At 71.6% G+C, this 23,176-nt stretch carries 18 protein-coding genes; 9 read left to right on the forward strand and 9 right to left on the reverse strand.

Going from position 1 to position 23,176, the window contains the following annotated elements; translation table 11 throughout:
• The 9 genes from FHX31_RS20915 to FHX31_RS20955 all read right to left on the reverse strand — a co-directional run bounded on the left by FHX31_RS20915 (nt 1) and on the right by FHX31_RS20955 (nt 10,090).
• Nucleotides 1-885 carry an ABC transporter permease gene (locus FHX31_RS20915; RefSeq protein WP_184977048.1) on the reverse strand — a complete coding sequence of 295 codons (885 nt, stop codon included), beginning with the start codon at nt 883-885 and terminating at the stop codon, nt 1-3.
• Entirely contained in the window at nt 885-1,895 is a 1,011-nt protein-coding gene (locus tag FHX31_RS20920; RefSeq protein ID WP_013285149.1) for an ABC transporter permease, read from the reverse strand. The genes FHX31_RS20915 and FHX31_RS20920 overlap by 1 nt, the downstream gene beginning before the upstream one ends.
• A gap of 15 nt (nt 1,896-1,910) precedes the next feature.
• A complete protein-coding gene (locus tag FHX31_RS20925) occupies nt 1,911-3,566 on the reverse strand; it encodes an ABC transporter substrate-binding protein (protein WP_145822765.1) in 1,656 nt (551 codons plus the stop codon).
• 278 nt (nt 3,567-3,844) lie between these two features.
• The gene (locus FHX31_RS20930; protein WP_013285147.1) at nt 3,845-4,633 is read right to left on the reverse strand and encodes an ATP-binding cassette domain-containing protein; all 789 of its coding nucleotides are present in this window, start codon (nt 4,631-4,633) and stop codon (nt 3,845-3,847) included.
• Nucleotides 4,633-5,895 (reverse strand): alanine racemase, encoded by a 1,263-nt coding sequence (locus FHX31_RS20935; protein WP_184977049.1) that lies wholly within the window; start codon nt 5,893-5,895, stop codon nt 4,633-4,635. Before FHX31_RS20935 ends, FHX31_RS20930 begins: the two co-directional genes overlap by 1 nt.
• Nucleotides 5,896-5,914: 19 nt before the next feature.
• On the reverse strand, nt 5,915-6,895 hold the full coding sequence (locus tag FHX31_RS20940) for an ABC transporter permease (RefSeq protein WP_013474643.1): 981 nt from the start codon (nt 6,893-6,895) through the stop codon (nt 5,915-5,917).
• The gene (locus tag FHX31_RS20945) at nt 6,896-7,873 is read right to left on the reverse strand and encodes an ROK family protein (RefSeq protein WP_184977050.1); all 978 of its coding nucleotides are present in this window, start codon (nt 7,871-7,873) and stop codon (nt 6,896-6,898) included.
• The gene (locus tag FHX31_RS20950; RefSeq protein WP_071096016.1) at nt 7,873-8,865 is read right to left on the reverse strand and encodes a phosphotriesterase family protein; all 993 of its coding nucleotides are present in this window, start codon (nt 8,863-8,865) and stop codon (nt 7,873-7,875) included. Before FHX31_RS20950 ends, FHX31_RS20945 begins: the two co-directional genes overlap by 1 nt.
• 109 nt (nt 8,866-8,974) lie before the next feature.
• Nucleotides 8,975-10,090 (reverse strand): substrate-binding domain-containing protein, encoded by a 1,116-nt coding sequence (locus FHX31_RS20955; protein ID WP_013285142.1) that lies wholly within the window; start codon nt 10,088-10,090, stop codon nt 8,975-8,977.
• Nucleotides 10,091-10,459: 369 nt separating this feature from the next.
• Between FHX31_RS20955 and FHX31_RS20960 the strand changes: the two genes are divergently transcribed.
• From FHX31_RS20960 to FHX31_RS21000, 9 genes are all read left to right on the forward strand, one after another.
• On the forward strand, nt 10,460-11,647 hold the full coding sequence (locus FHX31_RS20960; protein ID WP_013474641.1) for an ROK family transcriptional regulator: 1,188 nt from the start codon (nt 10,460-10,462) through the stop codon (nt 11,645-11,647).
• Between the two features lie 356 nt (nt 11,648-12,003).
• Nucleotides 12,004-13,296 (forward strand): cellulose binding domain-containing protein, encoded by a 1,293-nt coding sequence (locus FHX31_RS20965; protein ID WP_184977051.1) that lies wholly within the window; start codon nt 12,004-12,006, stop codon nt 13,294-13,296.
• Nucleotides 13,297-13,583: 287 nt separating this feature from the next.
• Nucleotides 13,584-16,013: a ricin-type beta-trefoil lectin domain protein gene (locus tag FHX31_RS20970; protein ID WP_184977052.1), complete on the forward strand. Its 2,430-nt coding sequence runs from the start codon at nt 13,584-13,586 to the stop codon at nt 16,011-16,013.
• Between the two features lie 124 nt (nt 16,014-16,137).
• Nucleotides 16,138-17,862: a family 43 glycosylhydrolase gene (locus tag FHX31_RS20975; protein ID WP_184977838.1), complete on the forward strand. Its 1,725-nt coding sequence runs from the start codon at nt 16,138-16,140 to the stop codon at nt 17,860-17,862.
• Nucleotides 17,863-17,873: 11 nt separating this feature from the next.
• Nucleotides 17,874-18,998, forward strand: a complete 1,125-nt coding sequence (locus FHX31_RS20980; RefSeq protein WP_013474637.1) for an RICIN domain-containing protein — start codon at nt 17,874-17,876, stop codon at nt 18,996-18,998.
• 104 nt (nt 18,999-19,102) lie between these two features.
• Nucleotides 19,103-19,519, forward strand: a complete 417-nt coding sequence (locus FHX31_RS20985; protein ID WP_013474636.1) for a PPOX class F420-dependent oxidoreductase — start codon at nt 19,103-19,105, stop codon at nt 19,517-19,519.
• Between the two features lie 43 nt (nt 19,520-19,562).
• A complete protein-coding gene (locus tag FHX31_RS20990; RefSeq protein WP_184977053.1) occupies nt 19,563-20,153 on the forward strand; it encodes a DinB family protein in 591 nt (196 codons plus the stop codon).
• An 88-nt stretch (nt 20,154-20,241) separates the two neighbouring features.
• Nucleotides 20,242-22,053, forward strand: a complete 1,812-nt coding sequence (locus FHX31_RS20995) for a hypothetical protein (protein ID WP_184977054.1) — start codon at nt 20,242-20,244, stop codon at nt 22,051-22,053.
• 15 nt (nt 22,054-22,068) lie between these two features.
• Nucleotides 22,069-23,103, forward strand: a complete 1,035-nt coding sequence (locus FHX31_RS21000) for a glycosyltransferase family 2 protein (protein ID WP_013285132.1) — start codon at nt 22,069-22,071, stop codon at nt 23,101-23,103.
• Nucleotides 23,104-23,176 lie beyond the last annotated feature (73 nt).

The raw sequence follows: 23,176 nt of genomic DNA on the forward strand, positions 1-23,176 counted from the left end.
TCACCGCCGCTTCGCGTTCGCGCGGTCCTGCAGGCCTTCGCCGAGCAGGCTGAACCCCAGGACGCAGACGAACAGGGCCAGGCCGGGCGGGACCGAGGTCCACGACCGGCCGCCGACCACGTCCGCGGCACCCAGGCTGATCATGGCGCCCCACTCCGCCTCGGGGATGCTCACGCCCAGGCCGAGGAAGGAGAGCCCGGCCAAAGTGAGCATGGCCCAGCCGCAGTTCAGCGGCGCGATCACCCGGACCGGGGTGAGGCTGTTGGGGAGCAGGTGCCGCCAGAGCACGCCGATCGGTGACGCCCCGGAGGTGATGGCGGCGTCCACGAACGGCAGTTCCCGCAGCGACCGCACCTCGGCGCGGACCAGCCGGGCGTACGCCGGCGCGTTCACCGCCGCGATCGTGATGATCAGGTTGATCGTGCCGTTGCCGAGCAGCGCGGCCACCGCGAGCGCCAGGATGAACGTGGGGAACGACTGGAAGATGTCGACCACCCGCATCAGCACGTCGTCGAGCCAGCCGCCGAAGTAGCCGGCGACCAGGCCGAGCAGCGTGCCGACGACTACCGCGAGCGCCACGGCGGCCAGCGCGATGCCCAGGTCGAGCCGGGCGGCGTAGAGCACCCGGCTCCAGATGTCCATGCCGTTGCCGTCGGTGCCGAGCAGGTGGCTGCCACCCGGCGCGACGAGCGTGTTCGCCGCGTCGATCTCGGTCTCGCCCCACTGGCTCAGCAACGGCGCGAACACCGCCAGCAGCGCGACCACCGACAGGATGCTCGCCCCGGCGATGATCATGCGGCGGGCGAATCGGCTGTCCCGGTCGCCGCCGGGCACGACCACCGGCGCGGCGGCGGGACCGTCGGGGACGGTTCGCAGCTCGGCCATCAGAGCCTCACTCTCGGGTCGAGGATCGCGTGGACCACGTCGGCGATGAGGAACACCAGCACGTAGCACAGCGCGATGACCAGCACCGACGCCTGCACCACCGGGTAGTCCCGGTAGAGCAGGCCGCGCAGGGCCCACTGGCCGAAGCCCTGCCACGAGTACACGTACTCAACGAGCACGGTGGAGCCGATCGCCGTACCGAAGACCAGCGCGGCGAGCGACGGCAGCCGGACCAGCGTCGCCCGCAGCAGGTAGCCGTAGTGCAGCGTGCGGTCGCGCAGCCCGTGCGCCTTCGCCGCGGCGTACGACTCCGAGTGCAGCACCTCCAGCGCGGAGGCCCGGACGCTGCGCAGCAGCGGGGCGACCACGCCGACCACGAGGGTCAGCACCGGCAGCACCAGGTACGCCGCGGCCGAGGCGATCGCCGGCCCGTTGGCGGTGAGGACGGCGTCGACGAGGTCGGCGCCGGTGAGCGGGGTCAGGCCGGTGTCCGGGTCGACCCGGCCGTTGGGGGCCGGGAACCAGCCGAGGATGCTGTAGCCGACGAGCACCAGCACCAGGCCGAGCCAGAACTCCGGTACGGAGTTGCCGACCAGCGCGAAGATCCGGACGCTGTGGTCGCCGGCCCGGTTGGCCCGCTTGGCCGACCAGATGCCCAGCACCGTCGCCACCACGAGCGCGATGCTCACCGAGATGACGACGAGTTCCAGGGTCGGACCCACCCGCAGCGCCATCTCCGAGCCCACTGAGCTGCCGCTCTGGATCGACGTCCCGAAGTCACCGGTGAGCAGCCCGCCGAGGTAGTCGAGGAACTGCTGCCACAGGGACTGGTCCAGCCCGAAGCGGGCCCGGGCCGCGGCGGCGTCCTCCTCTGTGGCGTTCTGCCCGAGGATGCTGCGGACCGGGTCGCCCGGCAGCACTCGGACCAGGAGGAAGGCCAGGACGACCACTCCGAGCAGAACGGGGATCAGCTGGAGTAGTCGCCTGACGACGAACCGGAAGATACGCATGGGTGGGTGAGGTCCCTAGGCCGAAGCGCTCAGGTAGCGCAGGCGGGCGAGGCCGTCCATCGGCTGCACCCAGCCGGCGACGGACTCCCGGACGGGCAGGTTGAAGTTGGGCTGGCAGATGACCACCCACGGCACGTCGGCGGCGAGGATCTCCTGGACCCGCTTCCACAGCGCGTTGCGGGCGGCCGTGTCGACAGTGGTGTGCGACTTCTCGTAGATCTGCTCGATCTCCGGGTTGCTGTAGTTCGAGTAGTTGAGGTTGGCGCCCTTGACGAAGCTCGTCGCCAGCATGTACTCGACGTCGTCCACCCAGAGCTGCCCGGAGGTGATCTGGAGCGGGATGTTCTTCTTCGTCCGCCGCTCGCCCAGGGTGGCCGGGTCCAGCGGGGTCAGCTTGAGCCGGATGCCCGCCTTCGCCGCCTCGCCCTGCACCTGGACGGCGATCTTCTGCTGCTCCTCGTTGTCGGCCTCGAAGACCAGCTCGGAGTCGAGCGACGCCCGGCCGGCGGCGGCCATGGCGGCCTTCGCCTTCTCCAGGTCGTAGGTGAACGGGTAGCCGCTCTCGTCGTAGCCGGGCATGTCCAGCGGGACCGGGCTCTTGGCCGCGCGGGCGTCGCCGCCGTACACGTTGTTGATGATCTGCTCGTAGGGCACCGCGTACGCGAGCGCCTTGCGGATGTTCACGTCGTTGAACGGCGCGGCGGTCACCGACATCTGGATGGCGACCTGGCGGTTGCTGGCCGCCGAGATGACCTTGATGCCGGCCGCCTTCTTGAGGTCCTGGATGTCGCGCTGGCTGATGCCCAGGGCGATGTCGATGTCACCGGCCTGGAGCTGGAGCCGCTGGTTGGAGGCGGCCGGCACCACGGAGATCCGGATGGTCGGCGTCTTGGCCGGGTCCGGGCCCGGGTAGCCGGTGTTCGCGCTGAGCTCGATCTCCTGGCCTTGGGTGGCCTTGGCGACGTTGAAGTAGCCGCCGGTCGGCGGGTTCTTCGCGAACCACTCCTTGGCCCAGGGGTCGCTGCCGCTGGCGTGCTTCTTGGCCTCGACGGAGTCGAAGACGTACAGCGAGATCGCCTGGATCTGCCGGGTCAGCGCGCTCGGGAACGCCTGGTGGAACTCCACCGTGTAGTCGTCGACGACCTTGACCTGGTCCGCGCTGGTCAGGCCGATGGTGCGGTAGACGCCGGCCACGTTGGCCTGGGCGGCGAACGCGCGGTCCTTCGACCACTTCACGTCGGCGGCCTTCATCTCGTTGCCGCTGGCGAACTTGACGCCGCGACGCAGCTTGAGCGTCCACACCTTCTGCTCGGCGTCCGGCTCGAACGACTCGGCGAACGTCGGGGTGATGTTCTGGGTGTCGAGGATCTGGCTGCCGCCGGCGTTGGTGACCCCGTAGTCGATCAGGTACGGGAAGACGTTCTTGTAGAGCATCAGCGCGGTCAGGTCGAAACCGACGAAGTCCTGGTCCCAGCTCGACAGGTAGCTGGAGACGGCGATGCGCAGCGTCTTGGCGGAGGCGCCGCCGGACTTGCCGTCCGTGGACTTGCTGCCGCTGTCCGCGGCGCAGGCGCCGGTGGCGAACAGGAGCGCGACGCTGCCACCCAACTGCAGGACGCCGCGGCGGGAGAGCGCGGGCGAGGAGGCGCCCGGACGGGGTGAACGAGCCATGAGAAGCCCTCCTAGAAGCACGAGGCGAATGGCCCGAGCTGCGGACCTACCTGGTGTTCTACCGGATTAGGCACGAGTGAACAATAGGGTGAACGGTGTTCACTGAACACGCCCGCGCTGTGAAACTAGAGCGCTCCCGAAGTGCGGGATGACCCCGGTGTCAGCGTTCACATGGGTTCACCGAAACGTTACGTACGACGGATCGAACGGGGCCGGAAAACGCCGATGACCCCGGGAGGGACACCCGGGGTCATCGTGCGCGCGGCGGTCCGCGCGGATCAGGGGCGGCCGGTCTCCTCGGACGCGCCGGTGATCATCGAGACGATCTCGTTGCGACTGGTCCCGGTGATGTCGCGGACGCCGACCTGGCGTCCCCGGCGCAGCACCGCCACCCGGTCGGCGATACGGAACACCTGGTCCAGGTTGTGGCTGACGACGAGCACGGCGGCGCCCCGCTCGCGCAGCTTCAGGATCAGCTGCTCCACCTTGGCGGTCTCGGCCACGCCCAGCGCCGCTGTCGGTTCGTCCATCAGCACCAGGCCGCTGGCCCAGTGGGTGGCGCGGCAGATCGCCACCGCCTGCCGCTGCCCGCCGGACAGGTCCCGGATCGTCGCCTTCGCACTGGGGATGCGCACGTCCAGCGCGTCCACCAGCTCCTGCGTCTCCCGGGCCATCCGGCGCCGGTCGAGCAGGCGCAGCGGACCGCGGGTCAGCTCCCGGCCCAGGAACATGTTCATGTAGACCGGCTGCGAGTCGGCCAGGGCCAGGTCCTGGTAGACCACCTCGACGCCCTGCCGCCGGGCGTCGGAGGCGTCCCGGAACGTCACCGGGCGCCCGTGCATCTCCAGCTCACCCTCGGTGGGCTGGTACACCCCCGAAATGATCTTCACGAGGGTGGACTTGCCGGCGCCGTTGTCGCCGACCAGCGCGGTGATCTGCCCGGCGGCCAGTTCCAGGTCGAAGCGCTCGATCGCGACCACGCCGCCGAACTGCTTGCGGATGCCGCTCAGCCGCAGCGGCGGGGCGCCCGCCCGGGTCGCGTCGTCCTTGTGGATGACAGTGCTCATCATGCCCTCCCTGCGCTGCGAGCCGCCTGGTTACCAGTACCGGGGCCGTCGCCCGCGTCGATGTCGTCCAGCCCGATCGGCGCCGAACCGTCGGCGGCGTACACACCGGCCACGGCCGGGGCGCCCGACCGCACACCGGTGACGCCGGCGGTCAGCGCCCGGGTGACGAACGCCTGCGGCCGGAACCCGAACAGGACCGTGTCTCCGGGTGCGACGCCCGGCGCGGCCGTCACGTCGGCCGTCGCGTAGTAGTCGATCGCCTCGGGCGCGGGCATCTCGACGTCGACCAGGTACGCGTCGTCGAGACCACCGCCCCGGGGCACGATCAGCGCCCGGGTGCCGCCCAGGCCGAGCACCGGATCGACGTAGAGGCCGCCGCCGAAGACGTACGCCCGCCCGTCCCACAGGTGGGACACCTCGCTGACGTAGAGCACGGCGGGCTCCTCGACCAGGTCGGTGACCGCGTGCCAGGGCGTCGCGCCGGTGAGCCCGTGGCCGGGTTCGACCTGCGTCACGCCCGCCTCGGCCAGCATGGCCAGGATCGCCGCCGACGTCGTACCCGGGGCGTTGATCTCGACGTGCGACCACCCGGCGGCGCGCAACGCCACGGCGGCGGCCCGCAGGGTGCCGAGGTTCGGGGTCGGCACGACCCGCCCGGCGGCCGGATCGAACAACTGGGTCGGAAAGCTCGTGACACCGGCGAACCGGGCGCCGTCGAGGGCGTCGAGCCGGTGGGCGACAGCGACGATCTCCTCGGCCGCCCAGCCGCCCTCGTGGCCCCGGTAGAACCGGTCGCCGGGCGCCGCGATCCGGGCGAGCAGCGCCTGCTCCCGCCCGGCCGCCGCGCTCGCGGCGGCGGCCTCCGCGGCCTTGGCGTCGTTGAAGACCGTCCAGTACGCGGGCGCGAGCGCGGCGGCGACCGCGGCCTCGTGCCGGGGGATCTGCACCAGGTGGCCGAGGTGACCGATGCCGAGCCCGCCGCGCCGGTCGGCGAGCGCGCACTGGAGGTCGACGCCGACCGCCTCGGTGATGCCCGCGTCGCGGACCGTCCGGCAGAAGTCGGGGTTGCGCCCGACCTGCTTGGTCATGGCGTAGACCGACAGCCCGTGCCGGTCGGCCTCGGCCCGGATGGCGGCGGCGTTCGCCGCTACCGTGTCGAGGTCCAGCGCGTAGCAGTTGGCGGGCAGGTCACCGCTGTCGTGCAGGTTCGCGGCGGCGGCGAGCAGGCCCGGGTTGCGGCGTCGCAGCAGGTCCAGAAACATGCGGTTGTTTCCTTCCGGGTCAGCTTCGCCGCTCGCGCAGCGAGAGGGAGACGGCCACCAGGATGATCGCGCCACGCGCCATCATCTGCTGGGACACGGACAGGCCGGCCAGGATCAGGCCGTTGTTGAGCATGCCCATCAGCAGGCTGCCCAGCACCGCGCCGACGATCGAGCCCTTGCCGCCGAAGAGGCTGGTGCCACCGACGATGACGGCGGCGATGACGGACATCAGGTCGGCCTCGCCGAGGGTGTACCGGGCGCCCTGGAGGCGGCCGGCGTAGAGCAGGCCGGCGAGCGCCGCGCACATCGCGCTGCCCATCAACACCATGATCTTGACGCGGATCACCTTGATGCCGCTGACCCGGGCCGCCGCCACGTTGTCGCCGATGGCGAGCGTGTGCGCGCCGTACCGGGTCTGCCGCAGCACGAGGTAGCCGACCACCGCGGCCGCCACCGACCAGAGCACCAGGCCGGGGATGCCGAGGATCTCGCCCTGGCCGAAGAAGGACAGGAACGCGTCGTTGCTGACCGGCACCGACTGGAGGCCGGTGACCTCGCGGGCCAGACCGGCCACCGCGCCCATGGTGGCGAGCGTGACCAGGAAGCTGGGCAGCCGGACGAGCGTCACGAAGACGCCGTTGACCAGGCCGACCGCCGCGCCCGCGGCGAGGCCCGCCGCCACGCCGAGCAGCATACTGTCGGTCTCCCGCATCGTCACCGCGCCGACGAGCGCGGAGAGCGCGACGACCGAGCCGATGGACAGGTCGATCTCACCCGCGGCCAGGACGAAGACCAGCCCGACCGCCATGATCGTGATCGGCGCGGTCTGGATGACGATGTTGGTGAGGTTGCTCGTGGTCAGGAAGCCGTTGCCGCCCTGGGTGATGGCGAAGAACAGGAACACGACCGCGAAGCCGATGTAGACCACGTAGTCGCGCCAGTTGATCCGGCGCCAGGCCGGGACGGCGCTGGTCTTCACCGCCGCATCGGTGTGGGTCATCTATCGTCCCTCCGCTGTCTGGAAAGAGGTGTTCCGGTGGGCCGGTGCGTCGTCGCGGACGCCGGCCTCCCGGCGGGCGACCGCGACGGCGCCGAGCAGGCCGGCCCGGTCGCCGAGCCGGCTGGTCTTGATCAAGGGGGCGTCCGCGCTGAGCGCGGCGACCCAGCGCCGGACCGGTTCGACGAGTTCGGCCCGGGAGCCGATGCCGCCGCCCAGGACGACCGCCTCCGGGTCCAGGACGGCGGTGACCGCGACGACCGCCAGGGCGATCAGGCGGGCCTCCTCGTCGATGGCCGCGAGGGCCCTCGGGTCACCGGCCGCGGCCCGGTCGAAGACGTCGGGCACACTCGCCTGTTCGCCGGACACCGCGCGGTAGCGGGCGGCGAGGGCCGCGCCCGCGACCGCCTCCTCCAGCGCGCCCTTCACCTGGTTGTCCTTGTCGAACGGGTCGGTGCCCAGAGGCAGGTAGGAGATCTCCCCGGCCGCGCCGCGCGCGCCGCGGACCAGTTCGCCGTCGAGCACGATGCCCATACCGACGCCGGTGCCGACCGCCACGAACACGAAGTGCCGGTGGGTGCGACCGCTGCCCAGCCACCGCTCCCCGGCGGCGGCCATGTTGACGTCGTTGTCCAGCACGACCGGGTGGCCCAGCCGGCGGGTCAGCTCGGCCCGCACGTCGAGGGCCTCCAGGTCGGAGACGTTGGGCGACAGCTCGATGGCGCCGGTGGCCGGGTCGGGGACGCCGGGCAGGCCGATCGCGCTGGCCCGCACGTCGGACCAGTCGACGTCGGCCCGCACCGCCAGCTCGCGCAGCAGCGCGTCGATCTGCGCGGCGACCGCCGTACCGCCCCGGGGGTCGGTCGGCTGCACCTGCTCGGCCAGGACGAGGCCGTCGAGGTCGGCGAGCGCGGCCCGCAACTTGGTGCCGCCGAGGTCGACGCCGGCGACGTAGCCGCACGGGCGCGGATGCGCGGCCATCAGCCGACCGTCAGGAGCCGGGCCGGGTTGGCCGTCAGCATCTGGTCGATCGCCTCCGGCGGCACACCGAGCCGGGCGAGACCCGGCACGATCTCCCGGCCCAGGTACGAGTACCCGAGGCGGCCGTGCGTGCCCGGGTTCAGGTACGCCTCGGCGCCGGTCAGGTCCATCGAGAGCAGGATCCGGTCGGCGTACCCGTCCCGGACCAGCCCGGCGAGCATGTCCAGCCGGGCCCGGTCGGGCCGGTGGTACGCGCGCTTGGCGAACTCGCCCTCCGGCGGGTCGGCCGGCAGCGGGGCGAGTACGAAGTCCCAGAACTGCTTGCCGAGCGTGTCGAAGGCGATGTTGACGCCGGTGGCCAGTACGGCCCGCAGGTAGTCCGGGTCGGGGTTGATGTCCAGGTGGCCGATGACGACGCGGGAGAGGTCGGCCTTCTCCTCGCGCAGGATCTCGACCTGCTCCAGCGCCATCGTGCCGTGGGTGGTGTGGGTGTTCACCGCCAGGCCGGTGGCGACGTGGGCGCGGGCGGCGGCCCGCAGGCACTTCTCCTCGTGCGGGGTGATCTCGTTCAGGCCGGTGGCCTGCTCGCCGAAGATGCCGACCTTGATCCCGGTGTCCCCGACGCCGATCGTGGCGTCGGCGACGAAGCGCTCCCGCATCTCGTCCACGCTCGCGGACAGCGCCCAGCCCGGGGAGTACGGCTCCAGGTAGATCGCCGACCCGGCGACCACGTGCAGGCCGGTACGCAGTGCCACCTCACGCAGCAGCGTCACGTCGTGACCGACCACCTCGTACGGGGACAGGTCCACGACCGTGCCGAAGCCCAGCTCCGGCAGGCCGCTCACCGCGCCGGCGGCGAGGTCGGCGCGGTCGTCCCCGGCGCCACCGGACAGCCACGGCCCGGGCACCAGCGCGCCGAGGTGCTCGTGGCTCAGCACCCGGCCGAGCGACTCGGGAGGCACCGGCCCGAGGACTGTCTGGACGTACCCCATGTGCTTCTTCCTCTCGTCTCGCGGTGGTCGCGGTCCCGGCGGTGGGCCGGGCCGCGTCCGGCGAGGTCCGGGGCCCGTTCGGGGAGGCCCCGGACCTCGCGGCCCGGCGTCAGTTGCCGAGCACCTCGGCCGGGGGCTCCTGGCCGTAGTCGTCGCGCCAGGCGTCGGCGATGTTGTCCTTGGTGGCGGCCATCGGCGATCCGACGACCAGCTCCGGGGCCTTCTTGCCGAGCAGGCCGTACGCGGCCACGATGCCCAGGTTCTCGCCGAGGCGGGTCGAGCCGTTGGCGACGACACCGGCGACGTTGCCGCCCTTGACCATGTCGGCGGCGAGGTTCGCCTCCAGGTCGTTCGTGACGATCTTGACGTCGGTACGGCCCTGCTGCCGGGTCGCGGCGAGCACGCCCTCGGCGGCGGTGGCCCAGGCGACGTAGACGCCCTTGAGGTCGGCGTGGCGGGTCAGCATCGCGGTGGCGATGTCCTCGGTGCGCGCCGGGTCGGAGAACCCGGCCTCCTCGACGATCTCGATGTCCGGGTAGAGGTAGCCCAGCCAGTCCTTGAACGCCTTGTCCCGCTGGTTGGTGAACCAGAAGTCGGCGTCGTGGTAGACGTAGCCGACCTTGCCCTTGCCGCCGAGCGCCTTGCCGAGCATCTCCGCGTTGGCCTTGCCGAACGCGGTCAGGTCGGCGGTGACGATGCCGACGATCTGCTCGCCGGACTTGTAGCCCTTCGGCGGGGTGGTCATCACGACGAGCTTGACGCCGGCGTCCACAGCGGGCTTGAAGGCCGCCGCCGCCGCGGTCGGGTCGACGGCGATGGTGACGATCAGGTCGGGCTTGAGCGCCAGCACTGTCTGCACGTTGTTGGCCTGCCGTGCCGCGTCGAACTCGGCGCTGGTGCTGGCCAGCACCTTGATGCCGAGCTGGTCGAACTCCTTGCGGACGCCGGACTCCACGGCCTTGGTCAGCGCGGAGCCCTCGTGCCAGACGAAGGCGGCGGAGTACTCGCCGTCCTTGACCTTCTGCCGCTCCTCGGGGGTGAGCGAGAGCTGGTCGGCGGCGGTCGGCGTCTCGCCGCCGGGGCCGACGAACGACAGGCTGGGTTCGGTACGCGGGCCGCTCGACGCGCCGCCGCTCCCGGAGGTCTCGTTCGAGCAGGCGCCGACCATGAGCGCCAGGGCGCAGAGCGCGCCGAGGGCGGCACCACGTCTACGGCTGAGAATCATTGCTCTTCCCTTCACAGCAACGGGGTCTGGAACCGGTGATTCCGGACTGACACGGGGGTCCGATGCGACCGGCACGGCGCGTGCGGGGGCACCCGCCGCCGTCCCTGGGGGCCGGCGACCTCTATTTCCGTTCAGGGTGAAAGTATTATCGCGTTCATCACAGGGAGTCAAGAGTGCTGGTCAGAGATTCGACCCACTCCGTCCGGCGCTCCTCCACCGCGCTTCACCTCGGGTTTCGCGCTTGGGCCAGGCGGGAGCCGGAGACGGACCGCGCCGGGGAAGTCCGCCGGGACGACATGGCCCGGGTGGTTGCTCATCCACCGGCGCAGCTTTAGCATTCGGTCGGAAATAAAATCGGCGGAGGTGGGCGTGGAATCTCGGGCACCCCGGGCGGCGAACCGGTCCACGGTGCTGGCCCACGTGCTGACCCATGGTCCGGTGAGCCGTACGGCCATCGGCCAGGAGACCGACCTCTCCCCCGCCACCGTGTCGCGGATCGTGGAACAACTGCTCGACGAAGGGCTGCTGACCGAGACCGACGGCGCCCCGACCACCACCCGGGGCCGGCGGGCGACCCGGGTGGCGATCGCCGCCGGACGCGGCGTGGTCTGCGGGGTCGACGTCGGAGGCTCCAACGTCCGGCTGGTCGTCGCCGACCTCGCCGCCCGGCCGCTGACCGGCCGGACCGTGCCCACGCCCGCCGACTACGACGCGCCCCGGCTGGCCCAGTGGCTGGCCGACCTGATCGTCGCGACAGTCGGCGCCGACCGGGAACGGCTCGACTGCGTCGCGGTGGGCCTGCCCGGCGCCGTCCGGCAGGGCGACCGGGCGGTCTCCAACGCCCCGAACCTGCCCCAGGTGGAGGACCCGCTGTTCCTGCGGCTGCTGGAGAAGCACCTGGGCACCGCGGTCGAGGTGGACAACGACTCCAACTACGCGCTGCTCGGGGAGCTGCGCTTCGGCGCCGCCCGGGACGCGCAGACCGCGGTGATGCTCACCATCGGGGCGGGGCTCGGCGCCGGCGTCGCCATCGACCGCCGGCTGTTCCGGGGCCGCAGCGGCCTGGTCGGCGAGTTCGGCCACCTGCCCGCCGGTCCGCTCGGCGCACCGCTCGAACGGATCATCAGCGGCTCCGGCATCCTCGCCCGGGCCCGCGAGCTCGGCCTGTCGTTCGACAACGCGGCCGACGTGTTCCGCTCGGCCGACCCCCGCCTGGCGCCGGTCCGGCAGTACGTCGAGCAGGCGCTGCTGGTCATCCTCACCGCGGCGGTGGTCGCCTACGAACCGGAGGTGATCGTCCTCGGCGGCGGCATCTCCCACGCGCTCACACCCGACCTGGTCCGGCTGCGCGGCCGGCTGCACGAGATCGTGCCCGCCGCCGAGGCGACAGTGCACGGCGCGGAACTCGGCGACCTCTCCGGCGCGCTGGGCGCCGTGGTCGCGGCGCTGCACACCGCGTACCGGCGACTCGGGCTCGCGGAGGCCGACCTGGCCCGCGTACCCCAGCCGGACGCCCTAGCCGGCTGCGACCTGCCGGCCCTGGCCGACCACGCCTGAGCAGGCGGCGGCGCCGACGCCGTACGCTCCTGTGAGCGCTCACCCGGCGGCCCACCCGGCACTCCTCCGGGCCCGGCCGGTTGAACATGTTATCGATAACCTGCTATGTTCCGGCACGGGAGCGAAGGGCACGCTCCCCGTCACCCCCGCAATCGGCAAGGCGACCCGAGGCACCTTCCTCGCCGCCCCGCCGGTCGGTGACCGGTCCGGGCCGCTCCGCCGATGCACGCCGACGCAGGCGGCCACGGACGACTTCGGCCCCGGCCGCACGCGCGGCTCCGCGCCCTCTTCGCAGGCGACGTCGGCATCGACGGACGGTCCGGCCTGCACCGCCACCCAGGGCAAGGAGTCAAGCAATGGCGAAACGAACACCGCTTCTCTCATCCATCGCCGCCGCGGCCGTGCTCCTCGCGGCGGTCGCCGGCGGCGCGCTCAACGGCGGCCTCGGCGAGACGGCACAGGCGTCGACGAACGGCACACTCGCCGCGACCGCCGGCTGCGGCAAGGCACCCACGCTGTCCAGCGGGACGCGCACCATCTCCAGCGGCGGACAGAACCGCAGCTACATCCTGCGCATCCCGGACGGGTACGACCGCAACCGCCCGTACCGGCTGATCTTCGGGTTCCACTGGCTCAACGGCTCGGCGAACAACGTCGCCTCGGCCGGCTACTACGGCCTGCTGCCGCTGTCGAACAACAGCACGATCTTCGTCGCGCCGCAGGGCATCGACAACGGCTGGGCCAACACCAACGGCCGCGACCTGACGCTGTTCGACGACATCTCCCGGCAGGTCGAGAACGACCTCTGCGTCGACACCAGCCAGCGGTTCGCGCTCGGCTGGAGCTACGGCGGGGCGATGAGCTACGCGGTGGCCTGCGCCCGGCCCACTGTCGTCCGCGCGGTCACCGTCATCTCCGGCGCCAACCTCAGCGGCTGCAACGGCGGCACCCAGCCGGTCGCCTACTTCGGCATCCACGGCATCTACGACAGCGTGCTGAACATCTCCGCGGGCCGGTCGCTGCGGGACACGTTCGTCCGCAACAACGGCTGCACCGCGCAGAGCCCGCGCGAGCCGAGCCGGGGCAGCCTCACCCACATCACCACCACGTACTCCGGCTGCCGCGAGGGCTACCCGGTGCAGTGGGCCGCGTTCGACGGCGACCACACCCCCAGCCCGGTGGACGGGTCGTCCAGCCCGAACGACTCCCGGACCTGGACGTCGGGGGAGATCTGGCGGTTCTTCAGCCAGTTCGCGTCCACCACGCCGCCGCCCACCACCGCGCCGCCGACCACCGCCCCGCCCACCACGCCTCCGCCCACCACGCCCCCGCCGACCGGTGAGCCGGGCGCCTGCACCGCCACCTACCGGACCGTGAACACCTGGCCCGGCGGCTACCAGGCCGAGGTCACGGTGGCCAACAACGGCGCCGCCACACTCAACGGCTGGACCGTACGCCTGACCCTGGCCTCCGGCCAGGCGATCAGCAGCCTCTGGAACGGCGTCAACACCGGCACCTCCGGCTCGGTGTCGGTCCGCAACGCGGCGTACAACGGCACGCTGGGCGCGAACGCCTCGACGACGTTCGGGTTCACCGCCACCGGGAACGGCGCCACGGCGCCCAGCGGCGTCAGCTGCACCAGCCCCTGACCGGGCCGGCCCGCCGATCCCCGCACGGGGAGCCGGGCCGTGGGGTGGCACCGCGCCGCCCCCGGCCCGGCACCGGCGAGAGGACCGACGCCCCGCCGGACGCCGGGATGTGCTCTAATTAACTCTGGTCGATGTTTGCGCTAACATTGACGACCCCGCAGGCCACCACCACCGGCACCCCTGGGGCCACCGCACCGCCGCTGTTAGCGTTTACACCGACGGCCATCCACAACTCGCGAGGCACCGTCCCGGACGGTCGGGCGCCCGCGCGTACCCGAGGAGCCGTCATGGTGATCCCCCGTCCCCGGCCCGTCCGATCCGGGCCATCGCGTCTCGCCGCACCCGCCCTCGCTCTCGCCCTGGCCGCCACCGGCGGCGGCCTGACGCTCGCCGCGACCCCCGCGCAGGCGGCCACCTCGATCACCGTCAACGGCGCCTCCGGCGGCCAGACGTTCGACGGGGTCGGCGCGGTCAGCGGCGGCGGCGGCAACAGTCGGCTGCTGATCGACTATCCCGAGCCGCAACGCGGGCAGATCCTGGACTACCTGTTCAAGCCCGGCCACGGCGCCGCGTTGCAGATCCTCAAGGTGGAGATGGGCGGCGACACCAACTCCACCAGCGGCTCCGAGCCGAGCCACGAGCACGTCCGGGGCGATCTCAACTGCAACCGCGGCTACCAGTGGTGGATCATGGAGCAGGCCAAGGCCCGCAACCCCGCCATCAAGCTGGCGGCACTGCCCTGGGGCGCTCCCGGGTGGATCGGCAACGGCAACTTCATGTCCCAGGACATGATCAACTACTTCGTGGACTGGCTGGGCTGCGCGCGGCAGCACAACCTCACCATGGACTACATCACCGCCGCCCAGAACGAGAAGCGGACCGACGCGAACTGGACCATCAGCCTGCGTCAGGCGCTGAACGCCAACGGCTACAGCGGCGTGAAGATCATCTACGGGGACGACTACCCGGGCAGCTGGGGCCCGGCGAACGCCGTCGCCGGCAACACCACGCTACGCAACAGCATCGACGTGCTCAGCGGCCACTACCCGTGCGGCTACCTCAGCGCGCAGACCACCTGCACCGTCTCGTCCACCGCCACCAGCACCGGCAAGACGCTGTGGAACAGCGAGGGCGGCTCGCAGGACTACAACGACGGCGCCAAGCCGCTGGCCCGCGGCATCAACCGCGGCTACATCGACGGCCGGATGGTCGCCTACCTCAACTGGGACCTGATCGCCGCGATCACACCGAACCTGCCCTGGTCCACGGTCGGGCTGATCCTGGCCAACCAGCCCTGGTCCGGCTGGTACTCGGTCGGCAAGAACACCTGGGCGCTGGCGCACACCACCCAGTTCACCGCGCCCGGCTGGCGCTACCTCGACTCGTCCTCGGGCTACCTGGGCGGCAACCGCAACAACGGCAGCTACGTGTCGCTGCGCTCCCCCACCGGCGGCGACTACAGCACCGTCATCGAGACCATGGACGCCACAGCGGCGCAGCAGCTCACCGTGAACGTCACCGGCGGGCTCTCCACCGGCCAGGTGCACGTCTGGTCCACGAACCTGAACTCGACGAACCCGAACGACTTCTTCGTCCGCGGCGCGGACATCACCCCGTCGGGCGGATCGTTCTCGCTCACCGTCCAGCCCGGACACCTCTACACCGTCACCACGACCACCGGGCAGGGCAAGGGCACCGCCACCAGCCCGGCCCAGGGCTCGCTCGGCCTGCCGTACCGCGACGACTTCGACGGCTACGCGGCCGGGCGGATACCGAAGTACCTCCAGGACATGCAGGGCGCGTTCGAGACCGTCGGCTGCGGCGGCGGCCGGGCCGGCATGTGCCTGCGGCAGATGTCCGCGCAGGCCCCGATCACCTGGAAGACGCTCGCCGACCCGGCCACCTACGGCGGGAACCTGAGCTGGGGCAACTACACCGTCTCCGCCGACGTCCTGCTCGAACAGTCCGGCTACGCCCAGATCCAGGGCCGCGTCGGCACCACGAACCTCGACCCGATCGGCCGGTACAACGGCTACTTCCTGCGGGTCACCGACTCCGGCTCGTGGTCGATCCTGCGCAACAACACCGCCGGGCAGCTCGCCACGCTGCGCAGCGGGAACGTCGCCGCGCTCGGCACCGACCGCTGGCACAGCCTCGCGCTGGGCTTCGCCGGCTCCACCATCACCGCCACCATCGACGGCACGACTGTCGGCACGGTCACCGACTCCACGTTCGGCACCGGCCAGGTCGGCTTCGGCACCAGCCAGGGCGAGACCGCCCAGTTCGACGACCTGTCGGTGGTCGCCGGCCCGGGCGGCAACCCCGGGGGTACGAGCGGCGCCCTGCTCAACCCCAACTCCAGCCGCTGCCTGGACGTGCCGAACCAGTCCCAGACCAACGGCACGCAGGTGACGTTGTGGGAGTGCAACGGCGGCGCCAACCAGCAGTGGACGGCGACCTCCGGCCGGCAGCTCCAGGTGTACGGCAGCAAGTGCCTCGACGCCGAGGGCCAGAGCACCTCGTCCGGCACCCGGGTCATCATCTGGGACTGCAACGGCGGCGCCAACCAGCAGTGGAACGTCAACACCGACGGCACGATCACCGGCGTCCAGTCCGGACTGTGCCTGAGCCCGAACGGCGGCGGTACCGGCAACGGCACCCCGATCGTCCTGTCCGCCTGCACCGGCGGCAGCAGCCAGAAGTGGAGCCGGGCGTGACGGCCCGACCTTCGCCGACCGTACCCATCCGCCGCGGCGCGGCCTACCGGGGAGACGACCTGTGACCTCAACGCTATGGAGACCCGACCGCCGGACCAGACGATGGCTCGCGCTGGCCGTGACCATGCTCGCCCTGCTGGGGCTGGCCCCGGTCATCGCCGGAGGGCTGACCCCGACCGTCGCCCGGGCGGACAACCCGATCGTGCAGACGATCTACACGGCCGACCCGGCCCCGCTGGTCCACGACGGCCGCGTCTACCTCTACACCGGCCACGACGAGGACAACTCGACCTGGTTCACCATGAAGGAGTGGCGGGTCTTCTCGTCCGACGACATGGTGAACTGGACCGACCACGGGTCGCCGCTCAGCCTCGCCACGTTCAGCTGGGCCAAGCAGGACGCGTGGGCCGGCCAGGCGGTCCAGCGCAACGGCAAGTTCTACTGGTACGTGCCGATGGTCGTCCGGGCGACCGGCCAGATGGGCATCGGGGTGGCGGTGGCGGACAGCCCCACCGGGCCGTTCCGTGACGCCATCGGGCGTCCGCTGGTGAGCAACGGCGAGATCGACCCGACGGTGTTCATCGACGACGACGGCCAGGCGTACCTGTACTGGGGCAACCCGCGACTGTGGTACGTGAAGCTGAACGCGGACATGACCTCGTACTCCGGCAGCCCCACCCAGATCCCGCTGACCACCGCGGGCTTCGGGGCGCGGACCGGTGACGCGAACCGGCCGACCCTCTACGAGGAGGGGCCGTGGGTGTACAAGCGCAACGGCCTCTACTACATGGCGTTCGCGGCCAAGTGCTGCTCGGAGTTCGTCGCCTACTCGACCGCTCCCGGGCCGCTGGGCCCGTGGACGTACCGCGGGACGATCATGCCGACCCAGGGCAGCAGCTTCACCAACCACCCCGGGATCATCGACTTCAAGGGCAACTCGTACTTCTTCTACCACAACGGCGCGTTGCCCGGCGGCGGCGGTTTCACCAGGTCGGTGGCGGTGGAGAAGTTCTCCTACGGCGCTGACGGCTCGATCCCCACGATCAACATGACCACCACCGGCGCCCCCCAGGTCGGCACCGTGAACCCGTACTCCCGGCAGGAGGCCGAGACGATGGCCTGGGGGCAGGGGGTCGAGACCGAGGCGTCCTCCCTGGGCGGGAGGAACGTCGGTTACATCGACAACGGGGACTACATCAAGGTCAAGGGCGTGGCCTTCGGCGCCGGCGCGACCAAGTTCACCGCCATGGTGGCCTCGGCCGGCAGCGGGGGGTCCATCGAGCTGCGCCTGGACAGCGTGACCGGCCCGCTGGTGGGCACCTGCCAGGTGACCCCCACCGGCGACTGGCAGACCTGGACCAACCCGAGCTGCCCGGTCAGCGGCGCCACCGGCACCCACGACCTCTACCTGCGGTTCACCGGCGGCAGCGGCTCGCTGTTCAACATCGACCACTGGTGGTTCACCTCCGGCCTCAGCGGCACCCCGCCGCCGGTCCCCCCGTCGACCCCGCCACCCTCCTCTCCCCCGCCGCCCAGCACGCCGCCGCCGACCGGCGACGCCTGCACCGCGACCTACCGCACCACCAACTCCTGGTCCGGCGGTTTCCAGGCCGAGGTGACGGTCACCGCGGGCGCCGCGGCGCTCAACGGCTGGTCGGTGCGGTGGAACCTCGCCGGTGGTCAGAGCATCAGCCAGGTCTGGAGCGGCACGCTGAGCACCAGCGGATCCACGGCGACCGTCCGCAACGCGGCGTACAACGGCTCCGTGCCCGCGTCCGGCTCGACCACGTTCGGCTTCATCGCCGACGGCTCACCGTCCACCCCGTCCCTGACCTGCACCAGCCCGTGAGAGGAGCGTTCATGCGTACCGGAGCGAGGAGATGGCTCACCGCGGGCGCCGCGCTGGCGCTGCTGGCCGCCGGCGTGCTGACGCCCGCCGGCCCGGCGGGCGCGGAGTCCAACGGCGGCACCCGGGTGATGCCGCTCGGTGACTCCATCACCGAGGGCACCCAGGTGCCGGGCGGTTACCGGATCGGCCTGTGGCAGCGGCTGGCCGGCGGCGGCTACCGGGTCGACCTGGTCGGCTCGCAGTTCAACGGGCCGGGCAACCTCGGCGACCACGACCACGAGGGCCACCCCGGCTGGCGCATCGACCAGATCGACGCCAACATCACCGGCTGGCTGAACGCCTACCAGCCGCGCACCGTGCTGCTGCACATCGGCACCAACGACATCCTGCAGAACTACAACGTCTCGACCGCGCCGAACCGGCTCTCCTCGCTCATCGACCGCATCACCACCACGGCGCCGAACGCGGACGTGTTCGTCGCGCAGATCATCCCGCTCGCCAACTCCGGCCAGGCGGCGGCGGTGCGCACGTTCAACGCCGCGCTGCCCGGCATCGTGCAGTCGAAGGTGAACGCCGGCAAGCGGGTCCACCTGGTCGACCAGCACTCGGCGCTGACCACCGCCGACCTGATCGACGGCATCCACCCGACCGCCACCGGCTACGACAAGATGGCAGCGGTCTGGTATCGCGCGTTGCAGTCGGTGTCCGGCAGCATCGGCACCCCCGGCAGCGGCGGCGGCACGTACCAGAACGTGCAGCTCGTCGGCGCCGGCTCGGGCCGGTGCCTGGACGTGCCGAACGGCAGCACCACGAACGGCACCGCGGTGCAGCTGTACGACTGCTGGGGCGGCACCATGCAGCGCTGGACCTACACCTCGGCCAAGCAGTTGCAGGTGCTTGGCAACAAGTGCCTCGACGCGAGTGGGCGGGGCACCGCGAACGGCACCAGCGTGATCATCTGGGACTGCAACGGCCAGCCCAACCAGCAGTGGAACCTCAACGCCAACGGCACGATCAGCGGCGTCCAGTCCGGGCGCTGCCTGGACGCGGCCGGCTACGGCACCGCCAACGGGACCAGGATCAACCTCTGGGACTGCCACGGCGGCACCAACCAGCAGTGGAGCGCACGCGCCTGACCGGCGTGCGACGGGCTCCCCGGCGGGCGCCGCCGGGGAGCCCGTCCGGGCGGCGCCGTCCGCATGACCAGCGGCGAACCCGGCCGGTACGTAGAGTGAGAGCCATGTCGAAGCCGCCGCTGCCCGAGCCCGCCGTCGCCATGCTGCGCAAGCCGAATCCGGCCGTCATCGCCACGCTGCGCGACGGCCAGCCGGTGTCCGCGGCCACCTGGTACCTGTGGGAGGACGGCCGCGTCCTGGTGAACATGGACGAGGGCCGCCGCCGGCTGGCGCACCTGCGCAGCGATCCCCGGGTCTCCCTGACCGTGCTGGACGAGGAGAACTGGTACACCCACGTCAGCCTCATCGGGCGCGTCGCCGAGTTGCGCGACGACGACGGCCTGGCGGACATCGACCGGATCTCGCAGCACTACACCGGGCGGCCGTACCCCCGGCGGGACCGCAACCGGGTCAGCGCCTGGATCGAGATCGAGCGCTGGCACGGGTGGGGCGCGCACAAGGACAACAGCCAGACCGGCTGACGGCGCCCCCACGATGTCCGACCCATGCGGAAGAGTGTCGGGCATGAGTGAGCCGTACGACCCGAAGGCAACGCTGCACCACTACCTGCGCGCGATCCGGGAGAATCTGATCTGGAAGCTCGACGGGCTGAGCGAACGTGAGGCCCGGCTTCCCCGCACCGCGACCGGCAACAACTTCCTGGGCCTGCTCAAGCACTGCCTGAACGTCGAAGCCGGCTACTTCGGGCCCACGTTCGGCCGCAAGTTCCCCACCCCCGGGGAACTGGTTCCGGACGACGCGTTCGACGGCGACCCGCAGGCGGACTGGTACGCCCGGGCCGACGAGACAAAGGACGGGCTGATCGACCTGTACCGCCGCGTCGGGGCGTTCGCGGACGAGACGATCGAGACGCTGCCGCTGGACGCGCCGGGGCGGGTGCCGTGGTGGCAGCCGGGCCGGCAGGACGTGACACTGCACCATGTCATCGTGCACGTCTGCGTCGACCTGGCCCGGCACGCCGGGCACGCCGACGTCATGCGCGAGCAGCACGACGCGGCGATCGGGCTGGGGCGGGACAACCGGAACGTTCCCGAGGGCTACGACTGGCCGGCGTACGTCAGTAAGCTGTCGGCGCTCGCCGACCGGTTCGAGTAGCCGGCCTTCCGGTATGCCGGCCGGAAGTTTCAACCACATTTCGGACAGCGGATCGACAGGACCAGCAGCATCGTGAAGCATCTATCCCATGAAAATCCGGCCCGCCGTCGCCCCGCCGGCCGCTGAGGACACCGGTCCCGCGCGGCCTCCCGCCGAGCCGCCCTCGGACGACCGCCCCTCCGACGGGCGTTCCCCGGACGGCAGACGCCGGTGGCGGCCGAACCCGGAGTGGACGCTGGCGATCCTGGGCAGCCTGCTGCTGGCGGTGGTGCTGACCTGGCCGACGATGCGGCACCCGGCGACCACGATCCCCGGCGACCTCGGCGACCCGACGTTGCAGGCGTGGCAGGTCGCCTGGTCGGGGCACGCCCTGCTCAGCGACCCGGCCAACCTCTGGAACTCGAACACGTTCTACCCGGAGCGCTACACCTACGCCTACAGCGACACGCTGCTCGGGTACGCCCCGTTCGGGATGCTCGGCTCCGGCTTCGAGGCCGCTGTGATCCGCTACAACGTGCTCTACGTGCTGCTGCACGCGCTGGCGTTCCTCGGGGCGTACGCGCTGGCCCGGCAGCTCGGCGCCAACCGCTGGGGCGGTGCGGTCGCCGGGATCGCGTGGGCGTACGCGCCCTGGCGGCTGGCGCACTCCGGCCACCTGAACATCCTGTCCAGCGGCGGGATCGCGCTGGCGCTGGCGATGCTGGCGCGCGGCCACGGCTGGTCGCTGCGTCACGGATACCGGCCGGAGCGCCGCCGGCCCGGCTGGGCGGTGGCCGGGTGGCTCGTCGCGGCCTGGCAGGTGACGCTCGGCTTCGGCATCGGGCTGCCGCTCGTCTACTTCCTGCTGGCCGCCGTGCTGGTGGCGGCCGGCTGCTACGGCTGGTCCTGGTGGCGCAAGCGGGAGCGCCCCCCGTTCGGCCGGCGGCTGCTCGTCGCGGACCTGGCCGGCGGCGCCGTGTTCGGCACCGTGACGCTGCTGCTCGGTCTGGTCTACCTGCGCGTGGTCGACCTCAACCCGCAGGCCGTCCGCTCGCTGGACTGGACCAAGATGTTCTCCCCGCCGCTGATCGGGTTCGTCACCGCGCCGGGCGACTCGTGGCTGTGGGGGGAACGGCACGCCGCCGCCCGCGAGCAGCTGTCCTGGCCGCCGGAGATGGCGCTGCTACCCGGCATGACGCTGATCGGGCTGGCCGCGGCGGGGCTGTTCGTCTCGGCGTTCCCGGTGCGGCACCGGATCGCGCTGGGGCTCGGCGTGGCTGGCACCGTGCTGCTGGGCCTGGGCGCCACGCTCGGCGGGGACGGCGACCCCGGCTACCTGACGTTGTCCAACCTCCTGCCGGGCTGGGACGCGTTGCGTACCCCGGGCCGGATGATGCACTGGACCAGCCTGCTGCTCGCCGTGCTGGCGGCCGGGCTGGTGACGGCGCTGGCCGAGTCGTGGCGCCGGCCCGCGGCCGCACGCGTGTCCCGGGCCGCGGCGGCGCTGGTCCTGCTGGTGCCGCTCGCCCTGGTCACGCTGGAGGGCGTCAACCGCACGCCGCACCCGACCGTGCCGACGCCACCGGCCGCGATACGGACCGCGCCGGAACCGATGCTGGTGCTGCCGGCCGGCGGGGTGGGCGATCTGAACTACATGCTGTGGTCCACCGACGGGTTCCCCCGGATCACCAACGGGCTCGGCGGCTTCGAGCCGGTCACCCAGGCCCAGACGCGGGTCGCCGTGGCGACGTTCCCCGACGCGGGCAGCGTGGCCTACCTGCGCGGGATCGGCGTGCGGTCGGTCGTCGCGGTGCCGAGCCGCGCGGCGGGAACGCCGTGGGACGGCATCGAGAACCGGCCGGTCGACGGGCTGGGCATCACCCGGGAGGATGTCGATGGCACGCTTGTCTACCGCCTCTGACGGCGTGGGCGCCGGATGCGTGTGTCCGGGCCGGGCGGGGTGAGCACCGTGCGGTTGTCGGTGGTGGTGCCCTGCTTCAACGAGGAAGCGTCGGTGGAGCGGCTGCACGAGATGCTCAGCGCCGCGCTCGCCGAGCTGACCGACGTGGACGTCGAGGTGGTGTACGTCGACGACGGCAGCGAGGACGGCACGCTGGCGGCGCTGCGCCGGCTCGCCGCGGCCGACCCGGCCGTCTGCTACACGTCGCTGAGCCGCAACTTCGGTAAGGAGGCGGCCATGCTCGCCGGCCTGCGCCGGGCCACCGGCGACGCGGTCGTCATCATGGACGCCGACCTGCAACACCCGCCGCGGCTGCTGCCCGAGATGGTGATGCTCTACCGCCAGGGGTTCGACCAGGTGATCGCCCGCCGGGACCGCCGCGGTGACCGGTTCATCCGGATGGTCGCCTCGCGATCCTTCTACCGGCTGGTCAACTGGTGGATAGACGTCCGCCTGCTCGACGGCGCCGGTGACTTCCGGCTGCTGTCCCGGCTCGCGGTGAACGCGATCCTGGCGATGCCGGAGTACAACCGCTTCTCCAAGGGCCTGTTCTCCTGGATCGGCTTCCGCACCGCCGTGGTGGCGCACCGCAACGAGACCCGGCAGGCCGGGCAGAGCCGCTGGACGTTCGGCAAGCTGTTCAACTACGCGTTCGACGGCCTGCTGTCGTTCAACAACCGGCCGCTGCGCCTGGCCATCTACGGCGGACTGTTCCTCACGCTCATCGCGGTGGGCTACATGGCCTGGGTGGTCGCCGACGCCGTGGAGAAGGGCATCGACGTGCCCGGCTACACCACCATCATCGTCAGCGTGATCGGGCTCGGCGGCATCCAGATGATGATTCTCGGGGTGATTGGCGAGTACATCGGCCGGATCTACTACGAGACGAAGCGCCGTCCGCACTATCTGGTGCAGGAGACCGAACGCGTCGTCGACACCCCCGGCCGGGCGTCCCGGATTCCGGAGCAGCGTACGGCCACCGGCGAATCGATGGCCGGCGAAACCGGCTGAGCAACCCCGATCGGTGGGCGCCGATAGGCGCAGAATCGTTCTCTTTTCGCAGGTGGCGGGCGGTTGCTATGGT

The organism is Micromonospora sp. CNZ286, from assembly GCF_014207755.1.